The following is a 15,996-nucleotide window of genomic DNA, read 5'->3' as shown; positions in this document are numbered from 1 at the left end:
GGCGGCGCCTAAGGTGGCGGGCATGAGCTTTTCCGACCGCATCACCCGCCGGCCGCTGCCCGTCGACCCCGCCCGCGGGGCCGATGCCGCGGCGCTCTGTCCCGACCTGCCCCAGAGGCTGCGCGATCTGGTCGCGGGCGTCGCGGGCTCCAGCCCCTATCTGGCCGACCTGATCCGGCGCGAGGCCGCCTGGCTGCCCGGCGCGCTGGATCATGACGACGTGGTGGCGCGCGAGACGGCGGGCTTCGACGATCTGGACGCGGCCGCCCTGTCGGTCGGCCTGCGCCGGGCCAAGCGCCGCGTGGCGCTGCAGGCCGCGCTGGCCGATCTGGGCGGCGTCTGGCCGCTGGAGCAGGTGACCGCCGCCCTGTCCGACCTGGCTGACCGCGCCGTCGACCTGGCCCTGCGTGCCCATGTCCGGGCCGAGGTCGCGCGCGGCAAGCTGCCCGCCACCGGGGCCGATGCGGGCGGCATCTTCGCGCTGGCCATGGGCAAGGGCGGGGCGCGAGAACTGAACTACAGCTCGGACATCGACCTGATCGTGCTCTTCGACGAGACCGCCTATCCCGAGGCCGATCAGGCCGAGGCTCGTGCAGCCCTGATCCGTGCGACCCGCAAGATGGCCGGCACCCTGTCGGACGTGACCGAGCACGGCTATGTCTTCCGCACCGACCTGCGGCTTCGGCCCGATGCCTCGGTGACGCCGGTCTGCATCTCGGCCGCCGCGGCGCTGGCCTATTACGAGGCCGAGGGGCGGACTTGGGAACGCGCGGCCTTCATCAAGGCCCGCGCGGCGGCGGGCGACATCGCGGCGGGCGAGCGGTTCCTGCGCGAGTTGCGTCCCTTCATCTGGCGCAAGCATCTGGACTTCGCGGCGATCCAGGACGCCCATGACATGCGGCTGCGCATCCGCGACCACAAGGGACTGGGCGGGCGGCTGGAGGTCGCGGGCCATGACATGAAGCTGGGCCGCGGCGGCATCCGCGAGATTGAGTTTTTCACCCAGACCCGCCAGCTGATCGCCGGCGGGCGCGACCCGGACCTGCGCGCCCGCGACACGGTCGGCGGGCTGGCCGCGCTGGCCGCCAAGGGCTGGATCCCCGCCGATGTGGCGGCGGAACTGACCGACCACTACCGCCGCCACCGCGACATCGAGCACCGCATCCAGATGGTGAACGACGCCCAGACCCACGTCCTGCCCAAGGACGGCCCCGGCCTGCGCATCATCGCCGCCCTGATGGGCGAGGCCGATCCGCAGGCCTGGGCCACCGCTCTCAAGACCCGGCTGGAGCGGGTGCATGGCCTGACCGAACGGTTCTTCGCCCCTTCCGAGCCGACCGAGGACCGGCCCCCCCTGTCGGACGCCGCGCAGGCGATCATCGACCGCTGGCAGGACTATCCCGCGCTGCGGTCCGACCGCGCCCGGCAGATCTTCCGCCGGATCGAGGCGCCGCTGCTGTCGCGCATGGCACGCGCGGGCCATCCGGCCGAGGCGCTGGCGCGCTTCGACAGCTTCCTGTCGGGCCTGCCCGCCGGGGTGCAGCTCTTCTCGCTGTTCGAGGCCAATCCCCAGCTGATCGACCTGCTGGTCGACATCTGCGGCACGGCGCCTGCGCTGGCCGCCTATCTGGCGCGCCACCCGTCGGTGCTGGAGGCGGTGCTGGCGGGCAGCTTCTTCGCCCCCTGGCCCGGCGAGGCGGGGTTGCAGGCCGAACTGGACCGCGCCCTGCAGCGCGCCCTGACCCAGCCCGGCGGCGGCTACGAGCGGGCCTTGGATGCCGCGCGGCGATGGGCGCATGAATGGCAGTTCCGCAGCGGCGTGCATCACCTGCGCGGCCTGATCGGCGCCGAGGAGGCCGCCGCGCAATATGCCGATCTGGCGGGCGCCTGCATCGCTGCGCTGTTCCCGGTGACCGCCGCCGACTTCGCCCGCCGCCACGGCCCGCCGCCGGGGCGGGGCGCGGTGGTGCTGGGCATGGGCTCGCTTGGCGCGCGGGTGCTGAATGCCGGGTCCGACCTGGACCTGATCGTCATCTATGACGCGGACGGGGTCGAGTCCTCGGATGGACCGCGCCCGCTGGCCACGCGGCCCTATTACGCGCGGCTGACGCAGGCGATGGTCACCGCCCTGTCCGCCCCCACGGCGCAGGGGCGGCTCTACGAGGTCGACATGCGCCTGCGCCCCTCGGGCCGGCAGGGGCCGGTCGCCACCGCGATCGAAAGCTTCGAGGCATATCAGATGGACGAGGCCTGGACATGGGAGCATCTGGCCCTGACCCGCGCCCGCGCCGTCGCCCGGATCGGCGCGGATGCCCCCGCCCTGGCCCAGCAGATCGAGGCGCTGCGCCGCCGGATCCTGACCCGGCGCGGGGGCGACGCCCGCGTCCTGCCCGACCTGGCGCAGATGCGCGCCCGCCTGTTCGCGGCCAAGCCCGCCCATGGCGCCCATGACGCGCGGCAGGGGCCGGGGCGGCTGCAGGACATCGACCTTCTGGCGCAAAGCTGCGCGCTTCGGGCCGGGGATCCCGCCCATGGCACGCTGGCGCAGTTGCGCGCGGGCCGCCGGGCCGGGCTGCTGAGCCCGCAGGTGGCCGACGGCCTGTCCTCGGCCTGGCGGGCGCTCTGGGGCCTGCATGCGGCGGTGCGCCTGCTGACGGACCGCCCGCTGGACATGGACGAGATCGGACGCGGCGGCCAGGCGTTCCTGCTGCGCGAGGTCGATGCCGCCAGCCCCGAGGCCCTGCGCGCGGCCTTGGCCCGGCAGGTCGATACTGCCCGCCAGCTGATCGAGGACCACCTGCCTCCGCCCGATCCGTGATCAGGGCGCAGGTAAGGCGGGCAGATGCGTCGAGGCAAGGTCCCTGCTTGAGGGGCAACCGCAGAGATCGGGCTCCGAGGCGCTCTTGGCGCTGCCTGTCTTCAGGTGGTTCCTCCGAAGCCCGAAGCCCGAAGCCCGAAGCCCGAAGCCCGAAGCCCGAAGCCCGAAGCCCGAAGCCCGAGGCCAGATGCCCGAAGCCAGATGCTGAAAGCCTGCGCCGGCACGCGAGTTTGTCGAACGTCGGTGTTCCTTCACGGCTTATCTTGAACTGCCCCCTCCCCTCGTAAAGCGGGCGCAAAGACAACCCTGCGCGAATCATCACGCTCACCGCTGCGCCATGGACTGGTGCCGGTCGCCGCTCTGGCGGTGTTCCGCAGCCTCCTCCCGATCATTGGCGGCACCATCCACCGGTGCCGCATCCCGCGGTGCAGGTCCGTCGCCAGATCCCTGTCCTTTGGAAAACCCCGCGCCGTGCGACATCTCGTCCGCATCGCTGGCGTGCTGGGCGGTCTCCTGCAGTTCGGCTGCGACCTCGGACAGCGAGCGTCCGCCGATCTGGCCCAGGACGGGCAGCGAGACGAGGCCGGGGGTGAGGGCTGATCGGCGGCCTCGACGAAAAGCCCGTGGGCGGTCTTGTCCCAGTAGAAGGGCTTGGTCACCACCTCGTAGATGGCCTTCCAGCCGGCAAGGCAGCCAAGCGGGTGGTAGAAATGCAGCGTCGGCACCCAAGGCAGCAGATGGCGGTGCTTGCTGCCCCGGACCGCGCGCATGCCCACGAAGATGGCCAGCGCCTCGGAGCCGATGAACAGGCAGAAAAGCCCCATCACCGCCCAGTCCCCCAGGCTGCTTTCCAAGGGCGCGCGCAGCGGGTGGGGCAGGCCGAAGGCCAGAAGCCAGAAGCTCCACAGCACCGGGGCCATCAGGTATTGCGACAGTGCGCCGAGGAACTGTACTTGGAAGCCCCAGAAGCGCCGCGCCCCCAGGTCGCGATAGAGCGCCGCCGGATCGCGCATGTGGACCCCCCAGGTCATCGCGTAACCCTTGAGCCAGCGCGACCGCTGCTTGACCCAGGGCAGGCCCCGGCAGTTGGCCTCTTCGTCGGTGGTGGTGTCGATGATCTCGGTCCGATAGCCGCGCCGGGCCAGGCGGACGCCCAGATCGGCATCCTCGGTGACGTTCCACGCGTCCCAGGCCCCGACCTGTTCCAGCAGGGGTCGGCGGAAGAACAGCGTGGTGCCGCCCAGGGGCACGACCAGCCCAAGCCGCGCGACACCGGGCAGCAGCACCCGGAACCAGCTGGCATATTCGACCGTGAAGCAGCGGGCCAGCCAGTTGGTGCGGGGGTTGTAGAAGTCCAGCGCGCCCTGCAGGCAGGCCACCTCGGGCGGGGCGGTGCGGAAGCGGTGGGCGACCTTGTGCAGCTGGTCGGCATCGGGGCGGTCCTCGGCGTCCCAGATGCCCACGATCTGGCCCCGGCAGAAGTTCAGCGCATAGTTCAACGCCCGCGGCTTGGTCTTGATCGGGCCGTCGGGCACCCGGATGACCCGGATCCAGGCGGGCAGGCGGGCCCCCTCCAGCGCCTTCTCGGTCACCTGATCGCTGGCCTCGATGACCAGCAGGATGTCGGTCAGCTCGCGCGGATAGGCCAGCCGCGCCAGCCGGGCGACCAGCTTGCCCGTCACGTCGCTTTCCTCGAACAGCGGCACCATGACCGAGATCACGGGCAGCGCGGCATCCGGCACGGGCGGCTGCCCGGCCTCGACCTGCGCCCGGGCGATCCCCTCGACCTCGATCCGGACACGCCGTGCGGCCAGGAAGGACAGCAGCTTGAGCCCGCTCTGCGTCAGCAGGGTCAGGACCGCCCATCCGGCCAGCAGCGCCACCAGGACCGCGGGCGCCGCGACCACGCCCACAAGCGCCAGCGCCAGCAGCCCCGCAGCCAGCCGTCCGGTGCGGGCATGGTTCTGCGTGCGGCAGCTTTCCATGGCAGGCACCCGCGTCTCGGCCTCGCGGATCAGGCGGGTGCCGCGCGAGGTCAGGACCGCGGCCTGCGCCTGATCCTCGTTGCACAGCAGCATCCGGACATGGCCGAACTCGGGCGGCAGCAGCGGCAGGCAGGCGGCGAATTCGTCGGGGCGGGCGGTGGCGATCCAGGTGACGCCGCCGATCCGCCGCCACGGCAGCAGGCCGTGCGTCAGGCAAAAGCCCGCGCCCGCCACGTCGATCAGGCGCGGATCGGCGCGGCTTTCGGTCGGGTCGATGCAGCTGGTGCGCCATTGCCGGGACAGGGCGCGGGTCAGTGCGTCCGGCGCGACCGCCCCCTGCGCCAGCAGCACCTGCCCAAGCCGCAAACCGTGGCGCTGCGTGACGACGGTGGCCTTCAGCAGATCGTTCGGGGTGATGGCCCCGTCTTCCAGCAGGATCTGCCCCAGGGGGCGCGGATCGCGGGTGCCGGGGGCGGGGCCGCGCAGCACGACGGCGCCCTGTCGCCCCGCCGCAGGATCGGCCCGGTCGGGCAGGTTGGCGGGACGCGGCAGATAGGCAAGCTGGGCCATGATCGATTCCCCGTTGGATCGACCTCATCTGGCATGGCGATGCTTAACAGCCGGTTAAGCCGGAGCGCGGCGCGGCAGGGGCCGACCGCCCCTGCTTAGATCCGTCGCCCGGGAGCGGTTCAGCCGCGACGCGCGCGCATCGAATCGGCAAAGCGCTTGAACAGGTACAGGCTGTCCTGCGGCCCCGGCGCGGCCTCGGGGTGGTACTGCACCGAGAAGACCGGGCGGTCGGCCATGCGGATGCCGCAATTGCTGCCGTCGAACAGGCTGACATGGGTCTCGACCACGCCCGTGGGCAGGCTTTGCGAATCGACCGCGAAGCCGTGGTTCATCGAGGTGATCTCGACCTTGCCGGTCTCGACATCGCGGACGGGGTGGTTTGCGCCGTGATGGCCGTGGCCCATCTTGACGGTCGTGGCGCCAAGCGCCAGCGCCAGCATCTGATGGCCCAGGCAGATGCCGAAGATCGGCATGTCGCGGTCCAGCAGCCTCTGGATCATCGGCACGGCATAGGCGCCGGTCGCAGCCGGATCGCCGGGGCCGTTCGACAGGAACACGCCCTCGGGCTCGTGGGCCAGCACCTCCTCGGCGGTGGCGGTGGCGGGCAGGACGGTCACCTCGGCCCCATGCGCCACCAAGGACCGCAGGATGTTGCGCTTGGCGCCGTAATCCAGCGCGACGACCTTGAAGGGCCTGTCCTCGGGCGAGGTGCCGAAGCCCGCGCCCCACTGCCACGCGCCCTCGTCCCACCGATAGCTTTGCGCGCAGCTGACATCCTTGGCCAGATCCAGCCCGACCAGGCCCTTCCAGTCGCGGGCGCGGGCGACCATGGCCGCGATGTCGAAATTGCCGTCGGGATCATGGGCCAGCATGACATGGGGGGCGCCCTGCTGGCGGATCGCGCGGGTCAGGCGGCGGGTGTCGACGCCGCCCATGCCCACGCGCCCGCGCCGGGCCATCCAGCCGGTCAGGTCAGAGGTGGCGCGCCAGTTCGACGGCTCGGTCGGGTCCCACCGCACGATGATGCCGCTGGCGACCGGGTCGGGGGCCTCGTCATCCTCGGGGGTGACGCCGGTATTGCCGATATGGGGAAAGGTGAAGGTCACGACCTGGCTGGCATAGGAGGGATCGGACATGATCTCCTGATAGCCGGTCATGGCGGTGTTGAAGACCAGTTCGGCCACCACCTCGCCCGGGGCGCCGAAGCCCTGACCATAGAAGACGGTGCCATCGGCAAGCGCCAGGCAGGCGGTCGGTTTTGCAGCCATGTCGGCACCTCTGGTGTGAAATCAGGCGGTGGATAGTGGGGCGCCGCCGCAAGGTCAACCCGCCCCGGCGGGGGCCTGCCGCTTGAACCCGGGCGCGGGCAGGGCTAGATGCCAGTCTTTCCGGGCGCATTCCGCGCCCTGGATCCGGAGACGATCATGGAATTGCGAGCCAAGCTGCAAGCCGCGACCAAGGAGGCGATGAAGGCCAGGAACAGCTCTCGTCTGTCCACGCTGCGCCTGATCGGGGCGGCCGTCAAGGACCGCGAGATCGCGGCGCGCGGCAGCGACGGGGACGGCACCCTGACCGAGGCCGACCTGATCGCGATCCTGTCCCGCATGGTCAAGCAGCGCCAGGAATCGGCCCGCGCCTATGAAGAGGGCGGGCGGCTGGAACTGGCCGCCAAGGAGGAAGAGGAAATCCTGGTGATCCAGGAATACCTGCCCCGCCAGATGAGCGCCGAGGAAACCGTGGCCGCCATCGACAAGGCCATCGCCGACCTGGGGGCCGAGGGCATCCGCGACATGGGCCGCGTCATGGCCGCGCTGAAGGAACGCCATGCCGGGCAGATGGATTTCGGCGCCGCGGGCCCGGCGGTCAAGGACCGCCTGCTGGCCTGAACCTTTCGGCCGGATGACACGTTCGGCGGGCAGGAGGTGACCCCATGCCCGCCAGATCCAAGGCCCAGCAGCGCGCCGCCGGCGCCGCCCTCTCCGCCAAGCGTGGCGAGACGAAGGTCGGCGACCTCAAGGGCGCATCGAAGGACATGCATGACAGCATGTCCGAGGACGAACTTCAGGACATCGCCGCGACCGACCTCGACGACCTGCCCGATCGCGTCGACGGGACGTGACGCGGGGCGCATAGCCGGTTCGCGGCGCCCTGTTCCCGATCAGCGCAGATGCGACAGGCGACGCAGCAGCTCGTCGCACAGGCTGCGGCGTTCGTCGGGCGTCAGGAAGGCGCCCAGCTCGATCTCTCGCTGGCCGTCCGACAGGGTCAGGTAGGCCTCGACCGGTCCCTTGCGCAGGACCGGACGCACCCAGTAGCTGTTGGTCTGCCAGATCCGCTCGGGGCGGCCCGGATCGTTGCGGCGGATCTGCAGGCGGCTGCGGTCCATGACCAGCTCCTCGCGCGTCTGTCCGCTGCGATAGCTGTGCTGGATGGCGAACCACACGCCCCCCACCGCCAGCACCATGAAGGGCAGAAGCCCCCACAGCACACCCGTCCCCAGCACCGCCAGGATCGGCAGCGACAGGAACGCCGCCGTCACCGCGATGAACCAGACGAAGCCGCGCTTGGGCAGGGACCGGTGCGGCCAGAGGGTCAGGGTTTGCAAAAAGGCCCCGGACGTGTCCGGGGCCGTTTCTGTCCATTGATATGGCATCGTCGGACGATCTCAGTGGTTGGCGCGGCTGTGGTCCCAGTCCTCGCGCTTGGGCAGCTGCTCGAACGTGTGCTCGGGCGGGGGCGAGGGCAGGGTCCATTCCAGCGTGTCGGCGTACTCGTTCCAGTAGTTGTTCTGGGTGACGCGCTTGCCGGCCAGCAGCGTGTAGAACACGATGCCGATGAACAGCAGGAAGGAGGCGAAGGACAGGTAGGCGCCCCACGAGCTGACGGCGTTCCAGAACGCGAACTCGACCGGATAGTCGATGTAGCGGCGCGGCATGCCCTGGCGACCCAGGAAGTGCTGCGGGAAGAAGGTCAGGTTCGAGCCGATGAACATCATCCAGAAGTGCAGCTTGCCCGCCCATTCCGGATACTGGCGACCCGACATCTTGCCGATCCAGTAATAGACCCCGGCGAAGAGGGTGAAGACCGCACCGAGCGACATCACGTAGTGGAAGTGCGCCACGACGTAGTAGGTGTCGTGATACACGCGGTCCAGCGGCGCCTGGCTCAGCACGACCCCGGTGACCCCGCCCACGGTGAACAGGAACAGGAAGCCGAAGGCCCAGAGCATGGGCGTCTTGAACTCGACCGAGCCGCCCCACATCGTCGCGATCCACGAGAAGACCTTGATGCCCGTGGGCACGGCGATCGTCATGGTGGCCAGCATGAAGTAGCTCTGCTGGGTCAGCGACATGCCGACGGTGTACATGTGGTGCGCCCACACGACGAAGCCCAGGATGCCGATCGCGGCCATGGCCAGGACCATCGGTAGATAGCCGAAGACCGGCTTCTTCGAGAAGGTCGCGATGACGTGGCTGATGATGCCGAAGCCGGGCAGGATGATGATGTAGACTTCCGGGTGTCCGAAGAACCACAGGATGTGCTGGTACAGCACCGGGTCGCCGCCACCGGCCGGGTTGAAGAAGTTCGTCCCGAAGTTGCGGTCCATCAGCAGCATGGTGATGGCGCCGGCCAGGACGGGCAGGGCCAGCAGGATCAGCCAGGCGGTGATGAAGACCGACCAAGCGAACAGCGGCACCTTGAACAGGGTCATGCCGGGGGCACGCATGTTCAGGAAGGTGGTGATGATGTTGATCGCGCCGACGATGGACGAGGCACCCGAGACGTGGACGGCGAAGATCGCCAGGTCCATCGAGTAGCCGCCCTCGTTGGTGGACAGCGGCGGGTACAGCACCCAGCCCACGCCCGAGCCCAGCTGCTGGTTGCCGCCCGGCGACAGCAGCGAGGCGACGCCCAGCAGCAGGCCGGTCACGTACAGCCAGTAGCTGAGGTTGTTCATGCGCGGGAAGCTCATGTCCGGCGCGCCGATCTGCAGCGGCATGAAGTAGTTGCCGAAACCGCCGAACAGCGCCGGGATCACGACGAAGAACATCATCAGGACGCCGTGATAGGTGACCAGGACGTTCCACAGATGGCCGTTGGGCGTGCAGGCCTGGCTGGCATCCGCGAAGAATCGCGCGCCTTCCAGACACATGTACTGAACACCTGGCTCGTGCAGCTCCATCCGCATGTAGACGGTGAAGCTGACGGCGATCAGGCCGGCCAGACCCGATGTGAACAGGTAAAGGATACCAATGTCTTTGTGATTGGTGGACATGAACCAGCGGGTGAAGAACCCGCGGGTGTCATGGTGGTCGTCATGGCCGTGTGCGGCTGCGTCTGCCATACCCGAACTCCCTCAAGATGTCGTCGACCCGGTCAGGCAGACCGGCATAATCACGCATTCTTTAGACCACCCGGACTGACCGGGCAATGCGTCACAGTGGCCTCGATCAAAGAACGCCCCCGCAGGCATGCCTGCCGGCGGGGGCGCAAGGCAGAGGGGTGCGGCAGCGCGCCGCACCCGACCCGGGATGGTATCACTCGGCCGGGGCATCCGGCGAGACGCTGACCAGATAGGCCACCAGATCCTCCTGGTTGCGGTTCAGCTTGAAGGTCATCTTGCTGCGCGCCGAATCGTCGCCCGACTTCTCCTTTACCCAGGCCGTGGGGTCGGTGACGTAGGCGACCAGCTCCTCGGGGGTCCAGACCATGTCCGGATTGGCCTCGGCCGAGGCGATCAGGCCGTCGCCATAGCGATAGCCTTCTTCGGCGGCGATGCCCGATCCGACGATGTTCCACAGGTTCGGGCCGGTCGCCCCGCCCCGCACGATATCGGTGCCCTCGCTGTCCTGGATCATGTGGCAGGCCCGGCACTTGCGGAATTCGCCCTCGCCCGCGGCAACGTCGCCCATCTCCTGCGCCGTTGCGGGAATGGCTAGGGTCGCGCCCAGAAGGGCGCCGACAATGGCTGATCTCATGCTGTAGTTCCTCGCTCCGCCCCTCGGGGCCTTGGTCTCCCAAAGGTCAAGCTAAGGGCAAGACGGCGGGAAAGGCCAGCCATCGAAAGGTCGCATCCGAAGACGTGATGCGGAAATCAGGTAAAATTGCGGGAAAAGGCTTGGCGCAGGGCGACATCCAGATCGGCCATCCCGACCGGCAGCCCCAGATCGACCAGCGAGGTCACCCCGTGCCCGCTGATCCCGCAGGGCACGATGCCGTCGTAATGGCGCAGGTCCGGATCGACATTGATCGACAGCCCGTGGAAGCTGACCCACCGCCGCAGCTTGACCCCGATCGCGGCGATCTTGTCCTCGTGCTGGGATCCGTCGGGCAGGGGGGGCTTGTCGGGCCGCGGCACCCAGACCCCGACGCGCCCTGCCCGGACCTGGCCCGAGACGCCGAACTCGGCCAGCGTGTCGATCACCCAAGCCTCCAGCTGCGCGACGAAGGCCCGCACGTCGCGCCCGCGCCGGTTCAGGTCCAGCATGACATAGGCGATTCGCTGCCCCGGCCCGTGATAGGTGTACTGTCCGCCGCGCCCGGTCGCATGGACGGGAAAGCGCGCCTCCAGCAGGTCCGAGCCCTTGGCGCTGGTCCCGGCGGTATAGATCGGCGGATGCTCGACCAGCCAGACGGCCTCGTTCGCCGTGCCCGCCAGGATCGCGGCCACCCGCGCCTCCATGACCGCCACGGCCTCGTCATGGCCGGTCAGGCCCTTGCTGATGATCCATTCCACCATGGGGCCGATGTGGCGCGCCCGGCCGCCGCCGTCAATGGGGCGCCCTCGGGGATTGCTCGGGTCCGGAAATATCCCGGGGGGTGGCGCAAGCCGGGGGCAGCGCGCCCCTCGACGACGGCCATCCGCAAATACCCCTTTCCAACACCGCGCCGCTCGGCTATCAGGCGCGCACTGCCCGGATGCGGCCGTGGCGGAATTGGTAGACGCGCAGCGTTGAGGTCGCTGTTCCTTAACCGGAGTGGAAGTTCGAGTCTTCTCGGCCGCACCAAGGCAGGCTGTCCATGAGCTTCATGGATCCCCCCCCCCTCAAGAACAGAATCGCCTGCACATCGCGACGCCCCCCGGGGCCGGTCGCGGCGACAGGTTGCTGCCGCCGCGTCGGGATCACTCGGCGATGCTTGCCACGGCGGCACCTGCACCTGTCGCGATCTGCAGCGCGGCCCATTCGCGGGCGGCGTCGTTGCGGGCCGAGGCGGCCTGCAGCCGGGCTGCCGCGCGCTGGCGGTCGGCGTCCAGCAGGTCGACCAGCGGCAGAGCGCCGGCCTCGAAGTTGGTGCGCGCCAGATCATAGGCCCGGTCATAGGAGGCCGCGGCCTCGTCCAGCGCCGCGACGCGCTGGCGCAGGCGCCGCAGGTTCGACTGGCTGGTCTGCACGTCCTCGACCGCCGCCGCGACCGAGGCGCGCCAAGCCAGATCGGCAGAGCGTGCCTCGGACAGACGGCGGGTGCGGGTCGCGGCCAGCACGCCCTGGCCCGCCACCGGCAGGGACAGGCGCGGGCCGAAGCCCCATCCCGTCGCCCCGCCCGAATCACTGACCGTGCCGGTCAGCGACAGCGAGGGCAGCATGTCCGCCGTGGCCACGCCCACCGCCGCCAGCGCCTGCGCCAGGTCTTGCTGGGCGGCGCGCACGTCGGGGCGGTTGCGCAGCAGGTCGGCAGGCACGCCGGTGCCGGGGCCGGGCGGGATGCGCAGCGCCCCCGATCCGCCCTGCATGGTGGTCATCAGCGGCCCGGCCTGCCGGTTCAGCAGCGTGGACAGGCGATAGACCTGGGCCGAGAACTGCGCCTCGAAGGCGGGCAGGTCGGCGCGGGCGGTCTGCAGCAGCGCCTCGGTCTGGGCGATGTCGTAATCGGTCGCCAGGCCCAGGGACAGCATGTTGCGCGTGACCTCCAGCGTGCCCTCGCGGGTGCGGATCGTCTCGCGCGTCAGGGCCAGCGCCTGCTGGTTGTAGCGCGCCTCGGAATAGGCGCCGATGACCTCGGCCAGCCAGGCCAGCCGGGTGACCTGCACCTGCGCCTCGGCCGAGGCATAGGCGGCCGCGGCCCCCTCGCGCGCGCGGCGGGCGCCGCCGAACAGGTCGAAGACGAAGCCCGCCGACAGGGTGGCGCTGCTGGAATAGCCGGTGGCCAGCCCGTCGCCGCCCGACCGCACGCGGCTGGCCGAGGCCGGATCGCCCGCGACCTGCGCCGACAGGGGCTGGGTCGCCTGCAGGTCGGCGGCGGCGGCGCGGATGCGCTCGTTGGCGGTGATGATGTCCAGGCTGGTGTCCAGCCCGTCCGCGATCAGCCGCGACAGGGTGCGGTCCTGATAGCCCGACCAGAAGGCATTGGCGCCCAGCTGGCCCAGGGGCGCGGCCCCGCCCTCGTCATAGGCCGCCTGGACGCGAGTCTCGGGAAGGTCGGACGGATCCGGCCCCACCGCCGCGCAGGCCGAGATCATCAGCAGCGCCGTCAGCGACAGCGCGGCCCGCGCCGAATGAGAGAATGTCACGAGGTCTTTTCCTTTCGGCTCAGCATCTGCCGCAGCTTCAGCACGGCAACATAGAAGACGGGCACCAGGAAGATCCCGATCACCGCGGACGAGGCCATGCCCCCCAGAACCCCGATCCCGATCGAGTTCTGCGCCCCGGCCCCCGCGCCCGAGGCGATGGCCAGCGGCAGCACCCCCAGCATGAAGGCGAAGGTGGTCATCAGGATCGGCCGCAGGCGCTGGCGAGAGGCGATCAGCGCGGCCTCGGCCACCGATTTCCCCTCGTGCACCTGGGCCTGGGCGAACTCGACGATCAGGATGGCGTTGCGGGCCGCCAGCCCGATCGTCGTCAGCAGGCCCACCTTGAAGTAGACGTCGTTCGACTGCCCGAACCACAAGGCGGCGGCCAGGGCCCCCAGGATCCCCACCGGCACGGTCAGCATGACCGCCAGCGGCACGGCCCAGCTTTCGTAAAGCGCGGCCAGCGACAGGAACACGACCAGCGCGGACAGCGCGAAGAGCAGCGGCGCCTGATTGCCCGAAAGGCGTTCCTGATAGGACAGGCCCGTCCAGGCGGTGCCGTATCCGCCCTCCAGCTCGCCCACCATCTCCTGCATGGCGTCCATCGCGGCGCCCGAGGACAGGCCCTGCACGGCGGCGCCGCTCAGTTCCAGCGCGCGGGTGCCGCCGAAGCGCGCCAGCGCCTGCGGTTCCTGCTGCCAGCTCTGGTCCGAGAAGGCCCCGAACGACACCATCTCGCCCTGGTCGTTGCGCGCATACCAGCGGTCGATGTCCTGCGGCTGGCTGCGGGCCTCGGCCTCGCCCTGCACGATCACCGGGCGCAGGTCGGTGCCAAGCGAGAAGTCGTTGACGTCCCGCCCCGCGAAGATGACCGACAGCATGGCGTTGACCTCCTGGATCGACAGGCCGAAGGCCGCGGCCTTCTGCTGGTCGATGTCCAGGCGCAGCGCGGTCTGGGTCGCGGCCTCGTTGCCGCGCAGGTTGGTTACGCGGCCGTCGGCCTGCGCCCCGGCGACCAGGTCGTCGGCGGCGGCGATCAGCGCGTCCTGGCCCTGGCCCGACTGGTCGACCATGTACATGGTGAAGCCCGACGAGGTGCCCAGGCCTTGGATGGCCGGCGGCTGCAGCACGAAGATGTTGCCCTGCCGGTTGGTGGTGAAGAAGTATCCGTTGGCCCGGCCCACCAGCGAGGCGATGTCGAAGCCCTCGCGGGCGTCGTAGTCGCGCAGTTTCACGAAGACCATCGCGTTGTTCTGGCCGGTGCCGCCGAAGCTGAAGCCAAGCGCGGCAAAGACCGATTCGACCGTGTCGGATTCCTGCGTCAGCAGGTAATCCTCGACCTTCTCGACCATCGCCTGCGTCTGCTGGGTGGTGGATCCGTCGGGCCCTTGGATGATGACCAGCGCCACGCCCTGATCCTCGTCGGGCAGGAAGGATCCCGGCAGGCGGTCGAACAGCGTCATCACGCCGAAACCGATGACGACCAGGACCAGCAGCATGCGCAGGGGCCGCTTGACCATGCGGGTGACGGCGCCGACATAGCCGTCGTTCACCCGGTCCAGGTTGCGGTTGAACCAGCGCGCGGGCGCGATGCCCCCCTGGCCGTGCTTGCGCGGCTTGAGAAGGCTGGCGCACATGGCGGGCGTCAGGATGACGGCCACGCCCAGGGACAACACCATCGCGGTGATGATGGTGATCGAGAACTGTCGATAGATCACCCCGGTGGCCCCGGTCATGAAGGCCATGGGCAGGAACACCGCCGACAGGACCAGCACGATGCCGACCAGCGCGCCGGTGATCTCGTCCATGCTCTTCTCGGTGGCCTCAACCGGACCCAAGCCCTCTTCCTCCATCACCCGCTCGACATTTTCCACCACGACGATGGCGTCGTCGACCAGCAGGCCGATGGCCAGCACCAGCGCGAACATGGTCAGCGTGTTGATCGTGTAGCCCGCCGCCGCCAGCACCGCGAAGGTGCCAAGCAGCACGACGGGGATCGCCACGACCGGGATGATCGTCGCCCGCCAGCTCTGCAGGAAGACCAGGATCACCAGGAAGACCAGCACCACGGCCTCGGCTAGGGTGTGATAGACTTGGCTGATCGATTCCTCGACGAAGGGCGAGGTGTCGTAGGGATAGACGATCTCGACGCCGGCGGGCAGGGCGCCCGCCACCGCGTCGATCGTCTCGCGCACCGCCTCGGCCGTGTCGACCGCATTGGCGCCCGTGGCCAGGTTGACGGCAAAGCCCGCCGCCGGATTGCCGTTGTGGCGCGATTCGCCGCCATAGCTTTCCTGGCCGATCTCGATCCGCGCCACGTCGCCCAGAAACACGGTCGAGCCGTCTGGATCGACGCGCAGCAGGATGCTTTCGAACTCGTCCACCGTCGACAGCTGCGACTGCGCCGACACGGACACCGTCAGCCGCTGGCCTTCGGCCGCAGGTTGCGCGCCCAGGTTGCCCACGGTGACATTGGTGTTCTGCGCCGCGACCGCCGCCGTCACGTCGGCGGGGGTGACCTGATACTGGACCATCTTCATCGGATCCATCCAGATCCGCATCGCATAGCCCGACCCGAAGGTGTTGATCGAGCCCACGCCCGGGGTCCGCTTGACCGGATCCTCGATCAGCTGCGCGATCAGGTCGCCCAGCTCGACCGTGGAATAGCTGCCGTCGGGCGAGGTCAGCGCCCCCACCAGCAGGATCGACGAGGTCGAGCGCGCGACCTGCACGCCCTGCTGCTGCACCACGTCGGGCAGCTGCGAATTGACCAGCTGCAGCTTGTTCTGCACCTGCACCTGCGCGATGTCGGCGTCCACGGTGTCGTCGAAGGTCAGCGAGACCGAGGCTGATCCCGGGGTCGAGTTCGAGGTCATGTAGATCAGGCCGTCGATGCCGGTCATCGCGTCCTCGATCACCGTGGTGACCGAGCTTTCCACGACCTCGGCCGAGGCACCGTTATAGGTCGCGCTGACGCTGACCGTGGTCGGCGCGATCTGGGGATATTGCTCGATGGCAAGGCTGTTGAGGCCGAGGGCGCCGACCAGCATGGTGATCAGCGCGATGACCCAGGCAAAGACGGGTCGATGGATGAAGAAACGGGCCATGGGTCT

General features: G+C 69.5%; 11 protein-coding genes and 1 tRNA gene. 4 read left to right on the top strand and 8 right to left on the bottom strand.

Annotation, left to right across the window (positions count from 1 at the left end; translation table 11 throughout):
* Nucleotides 1–22 precede the first annotated feature (22 nt).
* On the top strand, nucleotides 23–2,818 hold the full coding sequence (locus E4191_RS12255; protein ID WP_135313658.1) for a [protein-PII] uridylyltransferase family protein: 2,796 nt from the start codon (nucleotides 23–25) through the stop codon (nucleotides 2,816–2,818).
* A 251-nt stretch (nucleotides 2,819–3,069) separates the two neighbouring features.
* Here the strand turns inward: E4191_RS12255 and E4191_RS12250 are convergent, their stop codons facing one another.
* Both E4191_RS12250 and carA read right to left on the bottom strand, forming a co-directional pair.
* Nucleotides 3,070–5,373: a glycosyltransferase family 2 protein gene (locus E4191_RS12250; RefSeq protein ID WP_135313657.1), complete on the bottom strand. Its 2,304-nt coding sequence runs from the start codon at nucleotides 5,371–5,373 to the stop codon at nucleotides 3,070–3,072.
* 119 nt (nucleotides 5,374–5,492) lie between these two features.
* Nucleotides 5,493–6,641: a glutamine-hydrolyzing carbamoyl-phosphate synthase small subunit gene (gene carA, locus E4191_RS12245; protein WP_135313656.1), complete on the bottom strand. Its 1,149-nt coding sequence runs from the start codon at nucleotides 6,639–6,641 to the stop codon at nucleotides 5,493–5,495.
* 156 nt (nucleotides 6,642–6,797) lie between these two features.
* Here carA and E4191_RS12240 point away from each other — a divergent pair, with 156 nt between their 5' ends.
* Both E4191_RS12240 and E4191_RS12235 read left to right on the top strand, forming a co-directional pair.
* Nucleotides 6,798–7,259 carry a GatB/YqeY domain-containing protein gene (locus E4191_RS12240; RefSeq protein ID WP_135314456.1) on the top strand — a complete coding sequence of 154 codons (462 nt, stop codon included), beginning with the start codon at nucleotides 6,798–6,800 and terminating at the stop codon, nucleotides 7,257–7,259.
* A gap of 44 nt (nucleotides 7,260–7,303) precedes the next feature.
* Nucleotides 7,304–7,492 (top strand): DUF3008 family protein, encoded by a 189-nt coding sequence (locus tag E4191_RS12235; RefSeq protein WP_135313655.1) that lies wholly within the window; start codon nucleotides 7,304–7,306, stop codon nucleotides 7,490–7,492.
* Nucleotides 7,493–7,531: 39 nt separating this feature from the next.
* Here the strand turns inward: E4191_RS12235 and E4191_RS12230 are convergent, their stop codons facing one another.
* From E4191_RS12230 to lipB, 4 genes are all read right to left on the bottom strand, one after another.
* The gene (locus tag E4191_RS12230; protein ID WP_407947022.1) at nucleotides 7,532–7,978 is read right to left on the bottom strand and encodes a DUF2244 domain-containing protein; all 447 of its coding nucleotides are present in this window, start codon (nucleotides 7,976–7,978) and stop codon (nucleotides 7,532–7,534) included.
* A gap of 60 nt (nucleotides 7,979–8,038) precedes the next feature.
* The gene (locus E4191_RS12225) at nucleotides 8,039–9,718 is read right to left on the bottom strand and encodes a cytochrome c oxidase subunit I (protein ID WP_135313653.1); all 1,680 of its coding nucleotides are present in this window, start codon (nucleotides 9,716–9,718) and stop codon (nucleotides 8,039–8,041) included.
* Nucleotides 9,719–9,911: 193 nt separating this feature from the next.
* On the bottom strand, nucleotides 9,912–10,352 hold the full coding sequence (locus E4191_RS12220; protein ID WP_135313652.1) for a c-type cytochrome: 441 nt from the start codon (nucleotides 10,350–10,352) through the stop codon (nucleotides 9,912–9,914).
* 116 nt (nucleotides 10,353–10,468) lie between these two features.
* On the bottom strand, nucleotides 10,469–11,113 hold the full coding sequence (lipB, locus tag E4191_RS12215; RefSeq protein ID WP_135313651.1) for a lipoyl(octanoyl) transferase LipB: 645 nt from the start codon (nucleotides 11,111–11,113) through the stop codon (nucleotides 10,469–10,471).
* A 181-nt stretch (nucleotides 11,114–11,294) separates the two neighbouring features.
* Here lipB and E4191_RS12210 point away from each other — a divergent pair.
* Nucleotides 11,295–11,381: transfer RNA gene (locus tag E4191_RS12210), tRNA-Leu, on the top strand.
* 116 nt (nucleotides 11,382–11,497) lie between these two features.
* On the opposite strand, the gene E4191_RS12205 is transcribed toward E4191_RS12210, so the two are convergent.
* The gene (locus E4191_RS12205) at nucleotides 11,498–12,883 is read right to left on the bottom strand and encodes an efflux transporter outer membrane subunit (RefSeq protein ID WP_228461285.1); all 1,386 of its coding nucleotides are present in this window, start codon (nucleotides 12,881–12,883) and stop codon (nucleotides 11,498–11,500) included.
* Nucleotides 12,880–15,990: an efflux RND transporter permease subunit gene (locus E4191_RS12200; protein ID WP_135313650.1), complete on the bottom strand. Its 3,111-nt coding sequence runs from the start codon at nucleotides 15,988–15,990 to the stop codon at nucleotides 12,880–12,882. Before E4191_RS12200 ends, E4191_RS12205 begins: the two co-directional genes overlap by 4 nt.
* Between the last annotated feature and the right edge of the window lie 6 nt (nucleotides 15,991–15,996).

The organism is Paracoccus liaowanqingii, assembly GCF_004683865.2.
GTDB classification, from domain to species: Bacteria; Pseudomonadota; Alphaproteobacteria; order Rhodobacterales; family Rhodobacteraceae; genus Paracoccus; species Paracoccus liaowanqingii.
The sequence above is the reverse complement of the archived record's forward strand: the minus strand, read 5'-3'. Positions and strand labels throughout refer to the sequence as shown.

Excerpts from the sequence above, each read along its gene's own strand:
- E4191_RS12255 (WP_135313658.1), top strand. The coding sequence starts at position 23 with ATGAGCTTTTCCGACCGCATCACCCGCCGGCCGCTGCCCGTCGACCCC.
- E4191_RS12250 (WP_135313657.1), bottom strand. The coding sequence starts at position 5,373 with ATGGCCCAGCTTGCCTATCTGCCGCGTCCCGCCAACCTGCCCGACCGG.
- carA (WP_135313656.1), bottom strand. The coding sequence starts at position 6,641 with ATGGCTGCAAAACCGACCGCCTGCCTGGCGCTTGCCGATGGCACCGTC.
- E4191_RS12240 (WP_135314456.1), top strand. The coding sequence starts at position 6,798 with ATGGAATTGCGAGCCAAGCTGCAAGCCGCGACCAAGGAGGCGATGAAG.
- E4191_RS12235 (WP_135313655.1), top strand. The coding sequence starts at position 7,304 with ATGCCCGCCAGATCCAAGGCCCAGCAGCGCGCCGCCGGCGCCGCCCTC.
- E4191_RS12225 (WP_135313653.1), bottom strand. The coding sequence starts at position 9,718 with ATGGCAGACGCAGCCGCACACGGCCATGACGACCACCATGACACCCGC.
- E4191_RS12220 (WP_135313652.1), bottom strand. The coding sequence starts at position 10,352 with ATGAGATCAGCCATTGTCGGCGCCCTTCTGGGCGCGACCCTAGCCATT.
- lipB (WP_135313651.1), bottom strand. The coding sequence starts at position 11,113 with ATGGTGGAATGGATCATCAGCAAGGGCCTGACCGGCCATGACGAGGCC.
- E4191_RS12200 (WP_135313650.1), bottom strand. The coding sequence starts at position 15,990 with ATGGCCCGTTTCTTCATCCATCGACCCGTCTTTGCCTGGGTCATCGCG.